This is a genomic window from Spirochaetota bacterium, from assembly GCA_025061835.1.
Lineage (GTDB): Bacteria > Spirochaetota > Brevinematia > DTOW01 > DTOW01 > SKYB106.
In genome coordinates, this window is sequence record JANXAC010000007.1 from 37630 (window position 1) to 57811 (window position 20182).

Below are 20182 nucleotides of genomic sequence, written 5' to 3' on the forward strand. Positions count from 1 at the left end.
TTATTTATTCAACCGTCACACTTTTTGCGAGATTTCTTGGTTTATCCACATCCAAACCTTTTATAGCAGCAATATGGTATGCGAATAGTTGTAATGGTATAACATTTATTATAGGTGATAGTGGTTCAATGATACTTGGAACTGTTATAACATAGTCGGATATTTTTGAAACCTCCTTATCATTCTCGTTAACTATGGATATAACTACACCATTTCTAGCCTTAACTTCTTGAATGTTGCTTATAATCTTGTCATACAAAGAACCTTTAGTTGCTATGAAAACAACAGGCATATTTTCATCTATGAGAGCAATAGGACCGTGTTTCATCTCTGCGGATGGGTATCCCTCTGCGTGTATGTATGATATTTCCTTAAGTTTCAAAGCTCCCTCAAGAGCAATTGGATAATTATAATGCCTTCCTAGGTATAGAAAGTTTCTACTCTTGTAGAATTCCTTTGCCAGATCTTTCACAACATTCTCTGTCGTGTTAAGGGTGTAATCAACGAGTTCAGGCAACTTCTTCATAGCAGAAACAATCTCCTTTCCTTCAAAAAGCCCAAGCCTCTTCTTTCTACCAACCATTATACTCAACATTGTTAATGCTACAATCATGTTTGTAAATGCTTTAGTAGAAGCAACACCTATTTCAGGTCCAGCGTGTATATATATCCCCATTCCTGCCTCTCTTGCAATGCTGCTTCCAACAACATTAACTATACCAATTGTAGTTGATCCTTTTCTCTTCGCTTCCCTCAACGCCTCAAGTGTATCCATAGTCTCACCAGACTGCGTTATAGCAACAACAACATCTCTAGGTCCAACCATTGGGTTTCTGTATCTGAATTCTGAAGCATAGTCAACCTCAGACAATGTGTCACCTATGTTTTCCATAAGGTATTTCCCAACCAACCCAGCGTAATAAGCAGTTCCACAACCGATGAAAACAAACTTTCTTATCTTGTGTATAAAGGGTTCTAACTTGGCGATACCCCCAAGCTTAACACTCCCCTCATCCTCAAGCAATCTACCTCTTATACAGTTTTCAATAGCGGTAGGTTGTTCAAATATCTCCTTAAGCATGTAGTGTGGATAACCACCTTTATTTAGTTGTTCTATCTCCCAGTCTATCACGAAAATATCTTTCTTTATATCCTTTCCTGTGAAATTCTTAGTGATTACCTCATCTTTTTTGACGATAGCTATCTCACCATCGTCAAGGTATATAACATTCTTGGTATGCTTTACAATTGCGTTTATATCTGACGCTATTATACTCTCATCATCCCCAACACCTATAACGATAGGACTACCCTTTCTGACAGCTATCAACTTATCCGTTTCTCCTATATGAGATATTACAAGACCGAATGTTCCATTAAGCTCAGTAACCGCTAGTATGACTGCATCTTCAAACGAGTTACCTTCTTTGATATGTTCTTCTATTAGGTTAACTATGACTTCAGTATCTGTTTGACTATAGAACTTATAACCCTTCTTTGTAAGCATTTCCTTAAGAATCGCATAGTTTTCTATAATTCCATTATGAACTAGAATAGTCTTACCATCATTACTTATGTGAGGATGAGCATTATGAACTGTTACACCACCATGTGTAGCCCATCTCGTATGACCTACACAAATACTCCTAATATTTGATATATCAATACCCTTTATCTTTTCCTCAAGATTTGAGATTTTACCAACCTCTTTATACGTCTCAAACTTACCATCCCTTACAAAAGCCACACCAGCAGAGTCATAGCCTCTATATTCAAGTTGCTTAAGACCCTCCATCACTATTTCAACAGGATTAGACCTATCACCAATGTATCCTACTATTCCACACATAAATAACCCTTTCTCCAAGAATATTATAAACCACACCCTAGACACTTCAAAAATTGAAGAATAAGATTTTCAATATTTCTGAATAATGTCTAGAGACAACAGAATATAAATATACAACAGATTGTAAAAAACACATTCCTAAGATTAACATTTTGGAAATACCAAACATAAATTCATTTTTGTTCAATCTTGATTAAGAGATACATACCAACTATGTTGATATCTTTAAGAATATAAATTTTGATATTTTCTGTATTGTATCCAAGTTAAGTTGGGTAAAGACTATTATACCAATTCTCTTGTCAGAGATCTTGGCTTTTATTCTACCTTTTGCGTAGGTCTCCTCATCTTTGAGTATTATTCTCAATCTAGAAATTTCATCCCCCTCAAAGAATGCATCCTCAAACTTGGAAGTATAAGAAAATGCCAAACCTCCAACACTCAAGTCAACTATACTGGCTATAACTCTTATCCCAGATGTAGACACAAACTCTACCGTTCCTTCACCCTCTTTAAGTTCAACTCTGACAACTTTCCTTTCTGGTGGTGCTCCCTTGAAATGTTCGTATGCTTTAGATACGACTGTAAATATGTTGTTTGTAACAAGAGGTTTCTGTAAAAAACCAGACACACCCAGCTTTAAGTATTCATACACTTCGCTAGGAGTATGTATTTCGGTGTATAGTACTATTGCTCCCTTTAACTCAAGTTCTCTAAAAATACTTAAGAAACTAGTTACATCATACTTACTCACGACTTCTATCACGATAACATCAAATGACTGATTGCTTTCCTTTATTTTCTTTATTACATTGCTTATATTCTCACACCATGATAACACAATTCCCCTAGGTATAAGTTGAGATATAAAAGTGTCTCTAACAATTCTGGATGGAGTTATCAGTAAGACTCTCATTTCACTCTGAGAGGTTTTCTAGTAAGTCAACAAATAATCTAACACCAAAACCTGTTCCTCCTTTTGATATATAATACTTCTCCTTGTCTGTGTAAGCGACACCTGCGATATCAAGATGGCACCAAGGATAATCTACAAACTTCTTCATAAATGCAGCAGCAGTTATTGCGCCGGCATATCTGTTCCCCACATTCTTAACATCAGCAAAATTGCTCTTTATGTACTCATCGTAATCATCCCAAAGTGGCAATTCCCATACCCTTTCATAGGTTCTTTCTGAAGATTTTTTTACAATCTCTTTCAATCTATCATCGTTCCCCATAAGCCCTGCTGCTTCATGACCCAAGGCTACAACACAAGCTCCTGTAAGTGTAGCAATGTCTATAACGAATTCTGGTTTATACCTCTTTATGTATTCAAATGCATCAGACATTATGAGTCGTCCTTCTGCATCAGTATTGATAATTTCCACATATATTCCACCCATACCCCTCACTATATCTCCAGGTTTTGTTGCTCTCCCACCCGGCATATTCTCGGTTAGAGGTGTTATCCCAACCACATTAACCTTCATCTTGAGTTTAGCAATCGTCACAACTGATGCTATAACCGCAGCTGCACCACTCATATCAAACTTCATATCTTCCATCTTCTCAGATGGTTTAAGAGATATACCACCTGTGTCAAAAGTTACACCCTTACCAACCAATCCATACCATTTATCTCCTCCACCTTCATACTCCATAACGACAAATTTAGGTTCTTCAGCACTTCCTTTTGCAACCGCAAGAAAAAGGTTCATTCCAAGACTTTCCGCTTCTTTTCTATCTATTATCTTTACCTTTACACCAACTTTACTACACTCTTCCTTAGCAATATTAGCGATGTAGGTAGGAGTTGCAACATTTGATGGTGTGTTCTGAAGGTCTCTAGCAAAAAACACTCCTTCAACTACTATACGAACCCTATCTATAGTCTTCTCGTAATCTAACTCCAACCTCTTTGGCTTTTGAATAACTACCCTTTCAAGAACCACTATTTTATCTTCCTTTTTTGATAGAAACCTATCAAACTTATAAGTTCCTAACAGAATACCTTCCAAGAGTGCCCTGAACGAAAGTTGTTTATCAAGCCCTTTCACATACCATCCACTAGTTATCAAAACGGAGGAATAGTTGTATTTTGTAGTATTCTTTGATATTACACTTCCTAATCTCCTCACAGCATCTACACTCATTTTACTCCTGTTACCACAACCTATCACAAGTATTTTACTGAACTTTGCTTTGTTAGGTATGGAATTTTTATAAATAACTAACACTTCCCCAAATTTTGATGTGAAATTCTCTGATTTTAGTACACTTCTTATTAGTTTGGTTACCGAAGGTATGTAAATGTTCTCAATATCTTCTCCCTCATAGCTGAATACAATTAATGCATCACCTTTGTCCTTCACAAAATCCCTGTAATCCTTCACTACTATGTCCATACTTGTCTCCTTTCTATCATATTAAGGGATAAGACTCGTTAATGACAAGAAAATTAAAAAAACTGCTAGTAAAGTCTAAAATTTAGGATTGATATAATACTAGTAAGGTATATAATCTTTGTTATTTCTTAGAGTTTAAAATTGGCAAAGAATATTTTACGAATAATATTACCTTGAATTTTACTTACATTTTGGTTAATATTTTTATTCTATGGAAAATCGTATAAAAAGTTTAGATGCCCATCAACACCATACGAGTATATGGCCTTTTATAGCAGGTATTTCAGTGTTCTTTGTTCTTCTTGGTTTCATATTCTACTTCGTTTATGAGATACAGATAGTGGGAGTAATGCTCATCGGTATGAGCATAGCGGTAATAATATTCAGTTCAGCGGGTTGGGCTAAAGAAATATTCTACATTGGGCACGACGAAAAGCTTGGCACGCGAGGTATCATCTGGTTTATATGTGCGGAGGTTGTGATATTCGGAGTGATAATAGTGTCATTTATATCATCTAGAGTTCAGTATTTTGAGCAATGGGTTCAAACAATACCGAAGTTCAACTACTATCTCGTTGGAATACTTACACTTATACTATGGGCTTCAAGTTATACTATATGGAAAGCAGAAAAAGCACTAGAACATAACCATATAAACTCTTATAGGTTATGGCTTGTTGCTACCATGCTTCTTGGAACTCTGTTTCTAGTCTTACACATCTACGAATGGACACACCTTTGGGAAGAAGGTTTTACAATATCTGCTAGTATATTTGGAACAGGTTTTTATTCACTCACAGGAGTCCATGCATCACACGTTTTGGTTGGTATCCTAATACAACTTGTCCTACTCATAAATTCTTCAAAAGCATCAGGATACATAACGCCTATAAAAGCGTGTAGTTTATACTGGCATTTCGTTGATATTGCTTGGCTTTTCGTTGCTTCTACCGCTTATATAGTAGGCGGCTATGGGAGGTTCTAGAATGAGGTTTGTTTGGATACTCATTCTGATAACATTATCCATAAATGCTTTCTCTACACCTTCGGCAAGACAGCCAGTCTCATTCTTAGACCCTAGTGTGATGATAATAGAAGAGAAATATTACATAGGTAAGATCATAAAAGATTTTAAATTTGTGCTTGAGGATGGGACTACACACTCAATAAGAGAATTCATAAAGGATAAACCTACCATAATACTGCCTCTCTTCTACAAGTGTATGACAGGATGCCCTATAATACTTAGCACAACTCTCAGGAACATTAGTAGAATAAACAGAGATTTTAATCTCTTGGTTCTTTCATTTGACAGTAATGATACTGTTGAAGATATGATTCACTTTAGAGAATCACATTACGGTGACTACACGGATAAGAGAGTAAAGTATGGTATTCTAACATCAGAAAGCGTCGGTATATTTACTAATTCAACGGGGTTCAAATTTTTCTTTTCCAAAAGGGACAATACTTTCGTTCATACTCTTGTTTTGATATTCCTCTCGCCAGAAGGAAAGATAGTAAGGTATCTAATAGGTTCAAATCCGAAAGAACAGAATATAAATCTCGCACTGGCTGAAGCCAGTATTGGAAAATTTACAATAAACTCGGTGATAGATCTAGCGTTCTTGGTTTGCTATACATACGATAGCAATATAAGGGGCTATGAACTCAATCCTACTGTGGTTTTTGGGGGTCTTGGAGCACTCCTAGTTGTTTTAACATTAGTAACCTCTATTATCGTTAAGAGGAGGAATACACAATGAACCAAGATTTGATATCAAGCATATTAGACCTTATATCAAAGATGGTATTCCCCTTCTTGGGGACTACCGAAATTATAGCACAACCAAGAGCGTATTGGGATAACTCTTACACTATTTGGTTGATATTCTCAATTATATTCTTCGTAGGAATATTGTTGGTAGGAATTTATATCGTTATAAGATACAGATACGTTAAAGGTAAAAATGAGGAAGGAGCACACATAGAAGGTAATACTGCCTTGGAAGTTGTTTGGATTGCGATACCTACTATACTTGCTTTGTTTCTTGCTACACTATCTTTTGCAAACTTTATGTATCAAAGAACATTACCTGCTGACGCACTAGAAGTTAAGATAACCGCGTTTATGTGGGGATGGGAAATTGAGTATCCTAATGGCAAAGTTGTATCAACTTACTTTAATACCGAAAAACCTTTTGAAAAGGATGATAGTGAAAAATTCTATTTACCTGTTGGTAAAAAGATAAAGGTTTTACTCTCATCTAGAGATGTTATTCACTCGTTCTATGTTCAACCAGCAATGATAACCGAAGATGCTGTCCCGGGAAGGATAACATATATGTGGTTTCAGATAAATAAAGAAGGAGAATACTATGCTTTCTGTAGGGAATACTGCGGTAGCTGGCACTCGTATATGATAGCAGTATTGAAAGTTGTAAGCGAAGAGGAATTTAATAAGTGGCTTGAACAAAAATAGTTTCATTTATGGAGGTTTGTATATGGAGGAAAGAGCTGAAGATTTAGAGCCAGGTATTACATCCGAAGGAACAAGTGAAGAATCTAGACATCAACATAAGGAAGTTAAACCTTGGTATTCTGGAGGACTAAAAGACTGGATATTCACGACAGATCACAAAAAGATAGGTATCCTATATTTTTTCACATCTTTTATATTCTTCTTGCTAGCAGGAATGATGGGAATGTTGATAAGGTATGAGCTTACAAACCCCGGTATTCAATTACCTAGTATAGCAGGACAGGAAGGTGCAGACTTATATAACTATCTACTTACAGGACATGGAACACTTATGCTTTTGTGGTGGGCTGTTGCGGTATGGACTGGTGCTTTTGGTAATTTTCTTATACCTCTTATGATAGGTGCTAAAGATGTTGCTTTTCCAAGATTGAACGCCTTTAGCTATTGGGTCTTTCTAGGTGCTAGTGTAATGGTTCTGCTTACTGCTATACCTGGAAATTGGATAAAAATGTTATGGACAGCATATCCACCGTTTGCTAGTAATCCAAATGCGGGACCAGTTGCTTATTACTCAATAATAATACTTCTTTACGGTATAGCTGCAACTGCTGGTTCTGTTAATTTCGTAGCAACGATAATATCAATGAGGACTAAAGGATTAAGTTTTAGAAAGATGAACTTATTCACTCATACCATATTAGGGGCTAATCTCATACAGTTGTTCGGAGTTCCGTCATTTCTCGGTGCCGTGACATTATTATTTCTTGATAGGTATATAGGGACAAACTTCTTCAATCCTGAGATTGGAGGTGACCCGTTGCTATACCAGAATATATTTTGGTTCTACTCTCATCCTGCCGTCTATGTTATGATGCTTCCAGCGTTTGGTATATATTCAGAAGTTATAGCGACAATGTCCAGAAAACCTATATTCGGATATGTATCAATGGTTCTGGCGATATATCTCATAGCACTGATAGGTTTTCTAGTTTGGGCACACCACATGTTTGCTGCAGGAATACCAGATTGGGCTAGAGTCTTATTCTCATATACAACAATACTGGTTGGAGTTCCTACTGGGATAAAGATATTCAACTGGCTTGCTACGATGTATAAAGGGGCAATAAGACTTACAGCACCTATGTTATTTGTGTTAGGTGGTCTTTTTATGTTCCTGATAGGAGGATTGACGGGTGTTCTACTCTCAATGGTTTCAGCGAACCTAGGATTGACAGACTCAATGTTTGTTGTTGGACACTTCCATTATGTTCTAGGTATGTCTGTTACATTCGCAGCACTAGCAGGGATACTCTACTGGTTCCCGAAGGTCACAGGTAAGATGTATAACGAAAAACTTGGCGTCTGGTCCTTCATATTTGCTTTCATAGGTTCAAATATCTTCTATTTCTTTCAGACATTCTCAGGAACTCTAGGAATTTCAAGAAGATATGCGGATTATCCAAATATTCTTGAATGGGTTTTGATAAACCAGATACAGACATTCGGTTCTGTTTTACTCTTTGTAGGAATAGTTTTGTTCTTGATAAACATTATTGTATCCCTAAGAAGCGGACAAAAAGCACCAAAGAACCCGTGGCATTCACCTTCTCTTGAATGGAGTGCTACTGATACACCTGTTATGAGTAATAACTTCAAGAAGGATCATATTGAAATTCACAAGGATTGGCATCCTTACGCATACTACAAAGGTTACCACGAACACTTTTAAAATAATAATATCTATGGAGGGTTGTTATGAGAGGGATATTAGTTTTTGCGTTGGTTTTTATCACACTGATAGGGCTAGCTAGTAGCATTTTTGCTGCTGAAGATAAGATACCAGCGTCTGAAGTTGAGAGGATACAGGTTTATCCATCTATAACGAAGATACATCCACCTACAAGCCATTTCGGAATAGGTTTTCCCATATTCCTTTTGATTGTTGAATTTGTTTATTTGATCATAAGAAGAAAGCCAGATGTGGTGGAACTTATTATGGTAATAGTAGCAACGGGAGGAGTTTTGCTAGCTACTGCTAGTGGTCTATATATCTACTACAATATGCAAGAACCTACTATAAAAGAAGCGCATGAATTGTATGAAGCACACGAGATATTAGGAATAACACTGGGTGTCATATTCATAGGTATTCTGGGGTTGAGGATATTATATGAGTTTATCAAAGAAGAAAAAATTAAGTCACTTATTAGATGGATTTATGTATCGGCATTAGCGTTCTCATGTTTGCTACTCCTCTATCAAGGATGGCTCGGTGGAGTAATGGTATATGAGTATGGAGTAGGTATAATATACCAGTACATGATGTAACCTAGTAATCCATAAACTTTTTCAGTTTGTCAAGCAGACTGTTCTTGCTTCCATCTGTTAAGGGGTTTCTTCCTAATAGGAAGAACCTCTCTACATATTTTCCTATTACATCAAATTCAACATTCACAGGATTTCCAACTCTTAGTTGCTTTATGTTAGTCATTTCGTATGTGGACGGTATGACTGCTATTGAAAAAGTTGAGTTATCGTCATCAAGTTCATAAACTGTTAGACTAATTCCGTCAATTGCTACCGAACCTTTGTACACGATATACCTAATAAAATGTCTAGGAATGGATACAGTAAGTTTATAAGACCTCTCAACTTTCTCTATCGTAGTAACCTTACCTACAGTATCAATGTGTCCTAGCACGATGTGACCGTCTAGGAATGTTGAAGGTGTTGCTGGTAATTCAAGATTTACTATTGTTCCCTCTTCCAGTTGGGATAGTGTAGTTCTCTCCGAAGTTTCATAACTTACGAAGAATGATAGAGAGTTTCCTGTCTTTTCAACAACAGTCAAACAAACACCATTAACAGCAACACTACCTCCAACATAAGTTAATTCAGGTATTCCATTGCTCTCTACTGAAATATAACCATCTCTTTTACCATATAGTCCTTTAACGATGATACCTGTGTGTTTGATTATTCCTGAAAACATAAGATGAGTATATCTATAAGGATAACATTCTTTCAAAGAAACAATTTTATTCAAAAAAGCATCACTGAGACTGTAAAGAACAATGACTCCTTCTATCTAGGTATTAGTTTGACAAACTTCCTTTTACCTATCCTTACGACTACTTCTTTCTCTAGTTTTAGAAGGTAATTTATATCTCTAACTCTCTCTCCATCTATATATACCCCTCCTCCTTGTATCAGCCTTCTAACCTCACTTTTTGAAGGAACCAGTTCCATCTCTGAGAGTAGGCTAACTAGGTTATACTCTCCAGTTTTTAATTCCCTTTCCTCAATATCACTTGGTATCTGTTTTTCTTTGAATATCCTATCAAACTCTTCATTGGACTTAATTGCTGTATCAGTTCCGTAGAAGAAAGAGACAATTTCTCTAGCAAGCATTGCTTTTATATCTCTGGGATTTGCCCCATTTTCCATATCTCGCTTGAGTGTTTGGATCTCTTCTATGCTAACATCAGTAAGAAGTTCAAAGTATTTTAGTATGAGGTTATCTGGTATTGACATAATTTTTCCAAACATATCGGAAGGATTATCGTTTATACCTATATAATTCCCAAAACTTTTACTCATCTTTCTAACACCATCAGTTCCTTCAAGTAGTGGTAAAGTAATAACAACTTGAGGTTCTTGACCGTATTCTATCTGTAGTTCTCTTCCGACGAGCAAATTGAACTTTTGGTCTGTTCCACCTATCTCTACGTCTGCATTTACCATAACAGAGTCATACCCCTGCATAAGTGGGTATAGAAACTCCATTACAGATATTGGATTACCGCTTTTGTATCGCTTCTCAAAATCGTCTCTTTCTAGCATTCTTGCAACGGTATATTTACTAGTCAAGTTTAGTATCTCTTCGAAGGTTATCCTATCAAACCACTCGCTGTTATACCTTACTTCCGTTTTGGATTTATCCAATATTTTAAAAACTTGCTCCTGATAGGTTTTAGCATTCTCTATAACTTCGCTTCTTGATAATCGTTTTCTAGATGTATTCCTACCTGAAGGGTCTCCAACCATAGCTGTGAAATCACCTATTATGAATACAACGGTATGTCCAAGTTCTTGGAAATGCCTGAGTTTTCTTAAGGGAACAGTATGTCCAAGATGAAGGTCAGGAGCAGATGGATCAGCACCAAACTTAACTCTTAAACTTCCTTTCCTCTCTATTTTTGAGACCAACTCACTCTCGGATATTATCTCAATAACACCTCTTTTGATAAGAGACAGGTTCATACTACATACATTCTAATACCAAATCTGAAGTAATTGCGAGTTAGAGATAAATACTACTTGAATGGAAAGAGTTCTCTTTTGCTATATTCTGACTTTTCTTTTATTCTCCTACTTGACTCGTAAGCCCTTATTGTAATATTACTTACCTCAGTTATAAGGAAGAATTTGACAACCGAAGGTTTTTCAACTCTCAATTCATAGTTTCCAAAACTCCAAACTGCGAAATCTGGATACTCATCAGTCGGTGCATCATACTTTCTCTTTGCTTCTCTCAAGAGCTCAGAGTATGAGTATATTGAAGGATTAAAACTTATTATTATGTTGAAAAGAATGTCTTTATCAAATATGAAGTAGATTGATTTGATATATGGGAGAGAAAGTGCTTTGAGCATAAACGGTTTTTCTTTGTCAAAAAATCCTAGATAACTACTTTCATCTATCTCAAGGAATTCGTCTTCTTCAATTATTCTTTCAACATTACTCTTCACCATACCTAGCGTTATACCTCTGTAGGAGAAGTTTGTTATCAGGTATGTTTTGTTAGTATAAGGGTTATAGTTAGTTAAGAAAACGGTTTCTTGAGAGAGACCTTGTTGACAAACCAAAATAGAAGCAAAATATAAACATAATAACAAACCTATTTTCATAATCTGAATTATACCTAAAACAATGTTCGGAAGCAATATAGAATGTTTGATACTTTGATTCTACTTTGTGATTTATTACAAAATTTAGTTATACTTAGATTAAGGGGGCGATATGGATCTTTCAAAGATGAAAGTTAGGGATCTTATGGTTACTCCTGTATATCATGTCGGTATCAAAGATACTTTGACAAAGGTTGTTGACAAGATGATAAAGTCAAAGATAAGTGGGGTTATAGTTCTTGATAAAGACAGACCTGTCGGTATGATATATGCTACGGACCTGGTGAAATATATCTTCGCTCAGGACAAGGCAAAGGATGTCGTAGTTGAAGATATAATTGAGAAACAGGAAGAAATTGTTTTACAAGAGGATATGTTAATAAAGGATGCTCTAAAGCTAATGATAGCAAAGAACAGAAGAAAGCTCCCTGTGGTTAACAAAAACGGAGAAGTTATCGGTGTATTCAGTATTTTTGATGTAGTCAAACATCTCATAGAATTGCTATGAAGTGATTTTCAGAGATTTCTTCATAATTACTCTATTTCCTTCCTCAAAAGAACTATCGTAGATAAGGTCATCAATGAATGTCATTATCATTAGTAATCCTCTCCCTCTGAAGCTTCTGTTATTAACGGATTTTAATATCTTTTCCTTGGATATCTCAAACTTTGGTGCGAAGTCTTGAATAGTTATATTTATTTCTAGGTTATTATCACTTTTTTCAATTGATGCTTCTAATATTATTTCTTTGTCTTGACTCCAATGGTATCCGTGTTCCATAATATTTAGTATATACTCATGAATTGCCATTTTCACATCATAGACTTCACTACCTGGTATTCTGTTGATCTTCATAAACCATTCAATATCATTTTCAAGATCTTTTAAATCAGAAAAGGTAGATAGGATTTTTTTCTTGAAGACCATAGACTACTTTCCGAATAATTTTAGTGCTTCTTCTTCTGACTCCACTATACTTATTACATCATGTAGTCTGGATACATTTAATGTATATTTTATCTTAGGGTTTGTTACTATAACTACAACCTTCTCACCTTTTTGGAAGGCATTATTAGCTGCTATGGATAAAAGGCCAATCCCCATAGAGTCAATGTATGTTACTTCTCTTAAATCAAAAATAAACTTGACTTTGCCGTCAATTATATTCTTTTGAACTACACTTTCAAAGGGATCAATGTAAAATATACTCAATTCTCCTTTAACTTTAACCTTGACAATATCATTACCAACTATCTCAGTTGCGACTTCCATAATTCCCTCCGTCTTGATGAATATTTTATATAATAACTTCCCCAAAAACAACATTTTACTAAAGAAATTAATAAATCTCAACTTTCATTAGATGAGTAAGACAAGATCCTAGATTTTTGATTAATCACCATTTCAGGTATAAATAATGTCCGTAAGTTGTGAAATTTTAGTTCAAGATAGTCTTTAGATGCTTGTTATGAGGAGGTTCACCCAGTCCTGAAAGGAACTACGATATAAAGATAAACTTATAACTAAACTATATATTTTTGAGACCGTTAATTGAAACTCAACGAATCCTTTATTATACTTTATGTAGTTTTATGATGATACTGTTAGTTATCATCCTATCTATATTAGTTCTATCATGTAATCCCATTTTTGAACAGCAAAACAAACTCTACGATAAGGATTTTTTATTTGATGATTTCCAAACATTTGATACCAAAATCTGGGATAAAAGAGAAGTATTTATTGGGTTTTCTCAGCTCAAGAGAGAGAACTCTATCATCTCAAATGGTAATCTGGTCATAGTGATACCTGCTAATACTTCGGACACAGGTGGTATACAATCTGTGGTTGAGTTTCCAAGAGGTAGGTTTTCTGTTTATCTTGAGAATTACCAGACTAATGTAGCATCAGAACTAGAGATTTATTCCCGCAGAGATAATTTAAGAGTTTCTATAAGTGTTTTCTTTTCTTCTATATACAATGTAGGAGTTCTACAGTACGAAGTGGTATCACCCCTAACGAACATAACATCTACCTACACGAACAATGTAAACCTAACTAATAAGATACTTATCACAGTAGATGCTAGTTATAACAGTATAGTTTTTAAGTTAGAAGGTTCTGAAGTAGGAAGAGTTAATATTCAGACACCAAGGGAGTTTGAAGTTAGAATAAATACATACTTTAAATCTTATGATATACAGTATTACACTAGAAACCTATATTTTGACTATTTTCACTACGAGAAGAACTAAGATTTCTTCCTTTTGATTAATCTTTTCGCTACTTCTTTGATAGATTTATAGTCTAATCCAAACCGCTCAAGTAATTCGTAAGGTTTTCCAGAAACCCCGAATTCGTCATTTACACCAACAAATTCCATAGGTATAGGTTTTTTTGTAGCTAGGAATCTCGCTATCATGCTTCCAAGTCCATTTATGACTTCGTGTTCTTCAACAACCATTATCGCTCCGGTTTCTTCAGCAGACTTGAGGACAATCTCTTCATCAAATGGTTTTATAGTGCTCATATTGATGACCCTTGCACTTATCCCTTCCTTCCTCAGTTCCTCCGAGGCTTTTAAACTTTCTGAAACTGTTACACCATATGATATAATTGTAAGATCCTCACCTTCCATCAAGACTCTACCTTTACCAAATTCAAACACATCACTTTCAGAGGTAACAATTGGATAAGGGGTTCTACCAAGTCTCATGTAGAATGGTCCGAATTCCTTTGCTATGTATCTAGTTATCTTCTTCGTCTCAATATAATCAACAGGGCAAACAACTCTCATATTTGGTAATACAGACATTATAGAAATGTCCTCAAGTGATTGGGCAGTCGCACCATCTTCTCCTATCATAAGTCCTGCGTGAGATGCACACAACTTCACATTCAGATTATTATAACATACAGATATTCTTATAAAGTCATAAGCTCTGTTTGTTAGAAAGACTGCAAACGATGTTGCAAAAACTGTGAATCCTTCTTTTGCCAAGCCTGCAGAGATTCCAACCAAGTTCTGTTCTGCTATTCCAACATTATAAAACCTATTAGGAAACTTCTTTTTAAAATACTCTGCTCTAGTTGAATCCTCAACATCGGCTGAGAGAACTATTATATTCTCATTCTCGTATCCAAGGTTTAATAACTCTTCACCAAATCCGTCTCTAGTAGGTTTTGCTTGTAAATCACCCATGGTTACCTCCTCTAAGTTCTTGTAGTGCTCTGTCTAGTTCTTCTTTTGTTGGGGCTCGCCCGTGAAAAGCATTATTGTACTCCATAAATGAAATTCCTTTACCTTTAATTGTATTGGATACTATTACTGTAGGTTTTCCAGATACTTTACTTGATTCAAATGCATCCAAAGCCTGAAAAATTTCGTCAAAGTTGTGCCCATCTATCTCTATGTAGTTCCAGCCAAAAGCTTCCCATCTGTCCTTAAGAGGCTCTATACTCAAGATTTCATTCACAAAACCATTTTGCTGTATCTTGTTATAATCAATTATAGCACACAAGTTATTAATCTTATGGAATGATGCAAACATAGCCGCTTCCCAAATGCTTCCTTCCTGAACCTCACCATCACCTAGTATTACATAAACATTATAATCTTTATTCTTATATCTTGCCGCGAGTGCCATACCGATACCTGCTGACAACCCCTGTCCCAATGAGCCTGTGCTAAACTCAACCCCGGGAACACCAGTGTATACATGTCCCTGAAAGTTATAACCTAGCCTTCTAAAACCTTTCATCACCTCTTCTTCCTCAAAAAAGCCAGCCTTCGCTAATGTAAGATAAACTACAGGAGTTGCATGTCCTTTTGAAATTACAACTCTATCCCTATCTTCCCAATTTGGATCCTTAGGATTATACCTAATCTTGTAAAAATACAGTGATAGCATTATTTCAACCAGAGATAAAGAACCCCCAGGATGACCACTATTAACATTGTGTGTCATTATCAGTATTTTCTCTCTTATATCTTTCGCCATTTCCTTGAGGTTCTCCATGCTGACCTTTTGTCCTAACATATTTACCTCCTAATAATACAATAATTATAAAGATTTAAGTGCATAATAAAAAAACTCAAATACTAAGCATCCTCAAAAATATCGTAACATTCTATCGTATCTCCTTCCCTTACATCCTCAAAGTTTTTAAAGGATATACCACATTCAAGTCCTGCCTTTATTTCACTAACGTCATCTTTGAGATGTTTTAATGAAGATATCTGACCGTCAAAAACTAGTGAATTATCTCTGTATATTCTCACTTTAGCTTTTCTCTGGATTACTCCTTCTTTTACATAACATCCTGCCACATTACCAACACCACTTATTCTAAAGACTTTCCTAACTTCAGCGGTTCCCAGAATTTTCTCAACAAATGTTGGTTCTTTCATACCTTTCATCTCTTTCTTAATATCTTCTATTATCTCATAAATGATATTATACTTCCTTATTCTTACTTTCTCCTTTTCAGCAATCTCACTCGCTTTGGGGACAACTTTAGTTCTAAACGCTATTATTGAAGCACCTCCTGCAGATGCAAGCATAACATCACTTTCATTGACCTGACCTACGCCATAGTGTATAACTCTGATAATTGTCTCATCTGTTGAAAGTTTCTCAAGTGAGTATTTTATAGCCTCAACACTTCCAAAAACGTCACCCTTGATAATATATTTAATCTCCTTAACTTCCTCAAAAAGGTTTTTACTACTCTTTAAACTTTTTGTATTCTCTATCTTTGAATAGTATTTTCTCTTTTCAGATATACTTTTAGCAATATCCTCTGATTCAACGATGTTTAATTTATCTCCCGCTGATGGTAGTTCATCTGCACCTATTATCTCACCAGGTAATCCTGGTAACAATTCATTTATTTTATTGCCTTTGTCGTTGAATATGGCTCTTACTTTTCCATAAGTGATCCCGACAACAAAGTTATCCCCTACTCTTATTACTCCATTTTTGGGTATCACAGTAAAAACAATTCCTCTTCCTTGTTCAACCTTACTCTCTATAACAAATCCAACTCCTCTTTTCTTAAAATCAGCCTTAAGATCCATAAGCTCTGCCTGTAGTAGTATAGCCTCAAGTAACTTATCAATGTTTAGTTTTTTGAGAGCAGATACCTCAACATACATCGTATCACCACCCCACTCGTCGGGTATTAGTCCCATCTCACTTAGTTGATTTTTAACTCTATCTGGATTTGAACCTGGGGCATCAATTTTATTTATCGCAACTATTATAGGAACTTTAGCATCTTTTGCGTGATTCAATGCTTCCACTGTTTGTTCCTTTACTCCATCGTCAGCAGCGACAACTAACACAACTATGTCGGTAATTTTTGCACCTTTCATTCTCATTGCAGTAAATGCTTCATGACCTGGTGTGTCAATAAATGTTATCTTTTTGCCGTTAATCTCAACGACTGAAGCACCTATGTGTTGAGTTATGCCTCCTGTCTCAGACTGTGCTACTCTGGTATTTCTTATTACATCAAGTAATGTTGTCTTTCCGTGGTCAACATGCCCCATTATGGTCACTACTGGTGTTCGCTCCTTTAAATTCTTTGGATCATCTGGTTCTTCCGGAACATTTATCTCATCAAATACAGATTTAACTATAACTTTGGTTCCAAACTCCTCTGCTACAACGATGGCGGTATCTGAATCTATCTTGTCGTTTATCGTCACTGATAATCCAAGTTTTTCAAGAGTTTCTATTAGGTCAGCAGCTTTGACATTCATTTTTTTTGCCAGATCACCAACAGTTATAACATCGTATATCTCTATCTCTTCAGGAACTGCGTAGACTTTCTGTTTTTGAAGCCTTGTAAGCTCTGAGTCAAGCTTTGATTCAAAAGACTCCTCTGTGACTTCAAGGTTTTCAACTTCCTTTTTAGGACGTCTCAGTATCTGTCTCTTAGGTATAGTAGGTTTTTGAACAAGTGTTTTTGAGGTAGTAGGTCGTGGCTGAACCTTATCTCTTATGCTGAACTTTCTTTCTGCTCTCTGTCCTTGTTTATTTTCTCTGTTCTTCTGGAAACTATCTCTACCAAAATATCTTTCATCTCTCCTTTCTCTAGTCAAACCACCTCGCTCTAATGTTCCATTCCCTTCTCCTCCTTCTTTGAAGGAGTAAGGTCTTTCTCCCCCGTGTCTTACATATCTATTGCTTTTGAAGTTATCTCTTTTACGAAAATCTTTCCTTGTAGTAATATTCTCTTTATTGATAACTTCACTAGAAACGCTATTATCTGAAGAGGAGTCTGATGAGACATTGCTATCAAATGTCTTTTCAGGTTGAGGAGTCTCAATCGGTTGAGACTGAACCTTCTTCTTTATTTTTATTTTAAACCTCTTTTTCTCCTCCATTTATTCCTCCTCTACCTCAACCTCTATATACTCATTGACTATCTTGTTTATATGTGATATCTCTCTGGAAGAAAATCCCAGAGATTTAAGATCCTCCATTCTTTCCAACAACATACCTATAGTTTTTATATTCTTACTCTTTATTTTGTCCAGTATGTCTTTATCAAAAGGTAGATAATCAACATAGGTATTTTCGTTAACTTCTTCCTCCTCTATAAATATTTCAGGTTTTTGACTCGTTTTCTCCTCAACGAGCATAACCTTAACGTCCTTACCGACCATCTGTGAAAATATCTTTACATTTATTGAGTTTTTACCCAAGACATATAAGTATGATTCGTAAATCCTAATGAGAATTTCGTTCTGCCGCTCCTCAACTGAATGAACCGAGGATCTGCCGAACACATTTTTGGCAAACTCCTGTGTATCAGGACTCCATAAGACAACATCTATCTTCTCACCACTTATCTCTTTTGATACACTCATTATCCTACTTCCCCCAACACCTATACAGGCACCAACGGGGTCAACATCAGGAAATACTGAATAAACCGCAACTTTAGAACGCTCACCTGGTATTCTACCTACTGCTTTAACTTCAACTATACCTTTACTAACTTCAGGTATATTGTTGTGAAATAGTTTCTTCACAAATTCAGGAACAGTTCGTGATAGTATTAGTTTTGCATCCCTGTTAATCTTTCTGTTAGATTCTTGTTTATCCTGTGGGTTGAATATATCAATAAGGACTGCTTTTATGGTATCGCCTACTTTGAATAACTTATGGTCCTCAGGCATAAGGTGTTCGTAAGGTATGAAACCATCTATCTTAAAATTCCCGAAATCAATGATTAAATCAATATTCCTACCTTTCATGTTGCTAATTTTGCACAGGAATATATCACCTACTTTCGCTTTGAAGATTGAGTTCACCTTATCTCTTTCTATCTCGGCCTTCTGTGATAAAAGGACATTTCTTATCACATCAATAGCATGTCTGCTAAACTTGCTCGGCAGAACTGGAACTTCTACCTTATCTCCAATCTTTGGGTTATCTTTGTATTTCTTTGCGTTTTCTAAAGATATTTCCAAGACACTATCTTTTACTTCCTCAACAACCTCCTTGATTGCTAATATTTCAGCTTTTTTACCATCCTCACTTATCCTAAATACCATATTATCATAATCTTTTCCATACTCTTTCTTGTATCCTGCCAGTAGAGCTTTTTCAAGCATCTTATGAACAATATCTTCAGGCAACTCCATAGCCTGAACTATTTGTTTTATATTCTCAAAAGTCATAAATTAGACACCTCCGAAGTATTTACCTAAATCAAAATGTAGTTTGACATAGGTTATGTCAGAAAGGTCAATCCAAACCTCTCTATCAGAAAACTCAAATTTAACAACATCACCATCAACGCCTAGAATCTTTGCTGTGAAAGTATCTTTTGTCAAGTTGTAGCTTGAGAAGTTTTTGACTTTTACTTCAACATCTCTACCAGCGAACATTTCATACTCTCTGGTATTCTTCAGGACCCTATTAGCACCAGGAGAACTAACAACAAGATTATACCTCAAAGGTATCGGATCCTCAACATCAAGGACTCTTGATACAACATTAGACACCTTTTCACAATCCTTGAGAGATATGTTCTTATCCTTTGAAAATATCTCTATCTCCAGTGTTAGGACTTTTCCACGCTTCAATTCCATATTGAGAAGATGATATCCCATATCGCTTAGAACTTTGAGAATTTTAGGTTTCACCATACTACTTATTCCTTCAATGTCAATGTATGTATCATGTTCTTTTTGTTTTCTCAAACTCTTTGACATACGATGTAATTATATAAAATTTCAAGTGCTATATTCAAATGAAAAGTCCTGAAGTTTGATCAAGAGTTTGGCATTTTTTTGGAAGAGTAATTCTTAACACCTCGTGCTCATAACTCATCCATACAGTTTCCAAATCCTTCCTGTCTATAAGGTAGGTCAAATGGAAAGTTTTTGACAAAGTAATTTATCGTTTTTGCTTGTCACATTTTACCCCTTTGCCTTTACTTTACGATGTAAGAGGAGATTTTTCACTTGATTCTTACCAAACTTTCTTACAAACTTTAGATTCTACAAGTAGAAAA

20 protein-coding genes are annotated in these 20182 nt (G+C 35.7%); 7 read left to right on the top strand and 13 right to left on the bottom strand.

Annotated elements, in window-relative coordinates:
• Window positions 1–4 precede the first annotated feature (4 nt).
• From glmS to NZ579_04140, 3 genes are all read right to left on the bottom strand, one after another.
• Window positions 5–1849, bottom strand: coding sequence for a glutamine--fructose-6-phosphate transaminase (isomerizing) (gene glmS / locus NZ579_04130; protein ID MCS7299137.1), 1845 nt, complete (start codon window positions 1847–1849; stop codon window positions 5–7).
• Window positions 1850–2060: 211 nt separating this feature from the next.
• Window positions 2061–2765, bottom strand: a complete 705-nt coding sequence (locus NZ579_04135; GenBank protein ID MCS7299138.1) for a response regulator — start codon at window positions 2763–2765, stop codon at window positions 2061–2063.
• A gap of 1 nt (window position 2766) precedes the next feature.
• Window positions 2767–4254: a leucyl aminopeptidase gene (locus NZ579_04140; GenBank protein MCS7299139.1), complete on the bottom strand. Its 1488-nt coding sequence runs from the start codon at window positions 4252–4254 to the stop codon at window positions 2767–2769.
• Between the two features lie 211 nt (window positions 4255–4465).
• On the opposite strand from NZ579_04140, the gene NZ579_04145 reads away from it, so the two are divergent.
• From NZ579_04145 to NZ579_04165, 5 genes are read left to right on the top strand one after another with little or no spacing between them, the layout of a single operon-like run.
• Complete coding sequence (locus tag NZ579_04145) at window positions 4466–5239, top strand: heme-copper oxidase subunit III (protein MCS7299140.1); 774 nt, start codon at window positions 4466–4468, stop codon at window positions 5237–5239.
• Between the two features lies 1 nt (window position 5240).
• On the top strand, window positions 5241–6020 hold the full coding sequence (locus tag NZ579_04150) for an SCO family protein (GenBank protein ID MCS7299141.1): 780 nt from the start codon (window positions 5241–5243) through the stop codon (window positions 6018–6020).
• Window positions 6017–6736, top strand: coding sequence for a cytochrome c oxidase subunit II (gene coxB / locus NZ579_04155; GenBank protein ID MCS7299142.1), 720 nt, complete (start codon window positions 6017–6019; stop codon window positions 6734–6736). Before NZ579_04150 ends, coxB begins: the two co-directional genes overlap by 4 nt.
• A gap of 22 nt (window positions 6737–6758) precedes the next feature.
• Window positions 6759–8465, top strand: a complete 1707-nt coding sequence (locus NZ579_04160) for a cbb3-type cytochrome c oxidase subunit I (protein MCS7299143.1) — start codon at window positions 6759–6761, stop codon at window positions 8463–8465.
• A gap of 26 nt (window positions 8466–8491) precedes the next feature.
• Complete coding sequence (locus NZ579_04165) at window positions 8492–9064, top strand: DUF2231 domain-containing protein (protein MCS7299144.1); 573 nt, start codon at window positions 8492–8494, stop codon at window positions 9062–9064.
• A 1-nt stretch (window position 9065) separates the two neighbouring features.
• Here the strand turns inward: NZ579_04165 and NZ579_04170 are convergent, their stop codons facing one another.
• The 3 genes from NZ579_04170 to NZ579_04180 all read right to left on the bottom strand — a co-directional run bounded on the left by NZ579_04170 (window position 9066) and on the right by NZ579_04180 (window position 11604).
• On the bottom strand, window positions 9066–9728 hold the full coding sequence (locus NZ579_04170; GenBank protein ID MCS7299145.1) for a riboflavin synthase: 663 nt from the start codon (window positions 9726–9728) through the stop codon (window positions 9066–9068).
• Window positions 9729–9820: 92 nt separating this feature from the next.
• A complete protein-coding gene (tyrS, locus tag NZ579_04175) occupies window positions 9821–10999 on the bottom strand; it encodes a tyrosine--tRNA ligase (protein ID MCS7299146.1) in 1179 nt (392 codons plus the stop codon).
• 53 nt (window positions 11000–11052) lie between these two features.
• Complete coding sequence (locus tag NZ579_04180; GenBank protein ID MCS7299147.1) at window positions 11053–11604, bottom strand: hypothetical protein; 552 nt, start codon at window positions 11602–11604, stop codon at window positions 11053–11055.
• Between the two features lie 154 nt (window positions 11605–11758).
• Here NZ579_04180 and NZ579_04185 point away from each other — a divergent pair, with 154 nt between their 5' ends.
• The gene (locus NZ579_04185; GenBank protein ID MCS7299148.1) at window positions 11759–12154 is read left to right on the top strand and encodes a CBS domain-containing protein; all 396 of its coding nucleotides are present in this window, start codon (window positions 11759–11761) and stop codon (window positions 12152–12154) included.
• Here the strand turns inward: NZ579_04185 and NZ579_04190 are convergent.
• Together NZ579_04190 and NZ579_04195 are read right to left on the bottom strand one after the other, a co-directional pair.
• Window positions 12149–12574 (bottom strand): ATP-binding protein, encoded by a 426-nt coding sequence (locus NZ579_04190; protein ID MCS7299149.1) that lies wholly within the window; start codon window positions 12572–12574, stop codon window positions 12149–12151. The two genes, NZ579_04185 and NZ579_04190, sit on opposite strands and share 6 nt — an antisense overlap.
• Window positions 12575–12577: 3 nt before the next feature.
• Window positions 12578–12919: an STAS domain-containing protein gene (locus NZ579_04195; GenBank protein ID MCS7299150.1), complete on the bottom strand. Its 342-nt coding sequence runs from the start codon at window positions 12917–12919 to the stop codon at window positions 12578–12580.
• A gap of 320 nt (window positions 12920–13239) precedes the next feature.
• Between NZ579_04195 and NZ579_04200 the strand changes: the two genes are divergently transcribed.
• Window positions 13240–13902, top strand: coding sequence for a hypothetical protein (locus NZ579_04200; protein ID MCS7299151.1), 663 nt, complete (start codon window positions 13240–13242; stop codon window positions 13900–13902).
• Here the strand turns inward: NZ579_04200 and NZ579_04205 are convergent.
• From NZ579_04205 to NZ579_04225, 5 genes are all read right to left on the bottom strand, one after another.
• Window positions 13899–14849, bottom strand: a complete 951-nt coding sequence (locus tag NZ579_04205; protein MCS7299152.1) for a transketolase family protein — start codon at window positions 14847–14849, stop codon at window positions 13899–13901. The two genes, NZ579_04200 and NZ579_04205, sit on opposite strands and share 4 nt — an antisense overlap.
• Complete coding sequence (locus NZ579_04210; GenBank protein MCS7299153.1) at window positions 14842–15687, bottom strand: transketolase; 846 nt, start codon at window positions 15685–15687, stop codon at window positions 14842–14844. Before NZ579_04210 ends, NZ579_04205 begins: the two co-directional genes overlap by 8 nt.
• 62 nt (window positions 15688–15749) lie before the next feature.
• Window positions 15750–18041, bottom strand: coding sequence for a translation initiation factor IF-2 (infB, locus tag NZ579_04215; GenBank protein ID MCS7299154.1), 2292 nt, complete (start codon window positions 18039–18041; stop codon window positions 15750–15752).
• Entirely contained in the window at window positions 18042–19343 is a 1302-nt protein-coding gene (gene nusA / locus NZ579_04220; protein ID MCS7299155.1) for a transcription termination factor NusA, read from the bottom strand.
• 3 nt (window positions 19344–19346) lie between these two features.
• On the bottom strand, window positions 19347–19880 hold the full coding sequence (locus tag NZ579_04225) for a hypothetical protein (GenBank protein ID MCS7299156.1): 534 nt from the start codon (window positions 19878–19880) through the stop codon (window positions 19347–19349).
• Between the last annotated feature and the right edge of the window lie 302 nt (window positions 19881–20182).

Bases quoted from the DNA above. Each gene is read 5' to 3' on its own strand.
- NZ579_04210 (MCS7299153.1), bottom strand. From the start codon at position 15,687: ATGTTAGGACAAAAGGTCAGCATGGAGAACCTCAAGGAAATGGCGAAA.
- NZ579_04140 (MCS7299139.1), bottom strand. From the start codon at position 4,254: ATGGACATAGTAGTGAAGGATTACAGGGATTTTGTGAAGGACAAAGGT.
- glmS (MCS7299137.1), bottom strand. From the start codon at position 1,849: ATGTGTGGAATAGTAGGATACATTGGTGATAGGTCTAATCCTGTTGAA.
- NZ579_04200 (MCS7299151.1), top strand. From the start codon at position 13,240: ATGATGATACTGTTAGTTATCATCCTATCTATATTAGTTCTATCATGT.
- NZ579_04190 (MCS7299149.1), bottom strand. From the start codon at position 12,574: ATGGTCTTCAAGAAAAAAATCCTATCTACCTTTTCTGATTTAAAAGAT.
- NZ579_04185 (MCS7299148.1), top strand. From the start codon at position 11,759: ATGGATCTTTCAAAGATGAAAGTTAGGGATCTTATGGTTACTCCTGTA.
- tyrS (MCS7299146.1), bottom strand. From the start codon at position 10,999: ATGAACCTGTCTCTTATCAAAAGAGGTGTTATTGAGATAATATCCGAG.
- NZ579_04165 (MCS7299144.1), top strand. From the start codon at position 8,492: ATGAGAGGGATATTAGTTTTTGCGTTGGTTTTTATCACACTGATAGGG.
- nusA (MCS7299155.1), bottom strand. From the start codon at position 19,343: ATGACTTTTGAGAATATAAAACAAATAGTTCAGGCTATGGAGTTGCCT.
- NZ579_04145 (MCS7299140.1), top strand. From the start codon at position 4,466: ATGGAAAATCGTATAAAAAGTTTAGATGCCCATCAACACCATACGAGT.
- NZ579_04135 (MCS7299138.1), bottom strand. From the start codon at position 2,765: ATGAGAGTCTTACTGATAACTCCATCCAGAATTGTTAGAGACACTTTT.
- NZ579_04205 (MCS7299152.1), bottom strand. From the start codon at position 14,849: ATGGGTGATTTACAAGCAAAACCTACTAGAGACGGATTTGGTGAAGAG.
- NZ579_04195 (MCS7299150.1), bottom strand. From the start codon at position 12,919: ATGGAAGTCGCAACTGAGATAGTTGGTAATGATATTGTCAAGGTTAAA.
- NZ579_04225 (MCS7299156.1), bottom strand. From the start codon at position 19,880: ATGTCAAAGAGTTTGAGAAAACAAAAAGAACATGATACATACATTGAC.
- NZ579_04150 (MCS7299141.1), top strand. From the start codon at position 5,241: ATGAGGTTTGTTTGGATACTCATTCTGATAACATTATCCATAAATGCT.
- NZ579_04160 (MCS7299143.1), top strand. From the start codon at position 6,759: ATGGAGGAAAGAGCTGAAGATTTAGAGCCAGGTATTACATCCGAAGGA.
- coxB (MCS7299142.1), top strand. From the start codon at position 6,017: ATGAACCAAGATTTGATATCAAGCATATTAGACCTTATATCAAAGATG.
- infB (MCS7299154.1), bottom strand. From the start codon at position 18,041: ATGGAGGAGAAAAAGAGGTTTAAAATAAAAATAAAGAAGAAGGTTCAG.
- NZ579_04170 (MCS7299145.1), bottom strand. From the start codon at position 9,728: ATGTTTTCAGGAATAATCAAACACACAGGTATCATCGTTAAAGGACTA.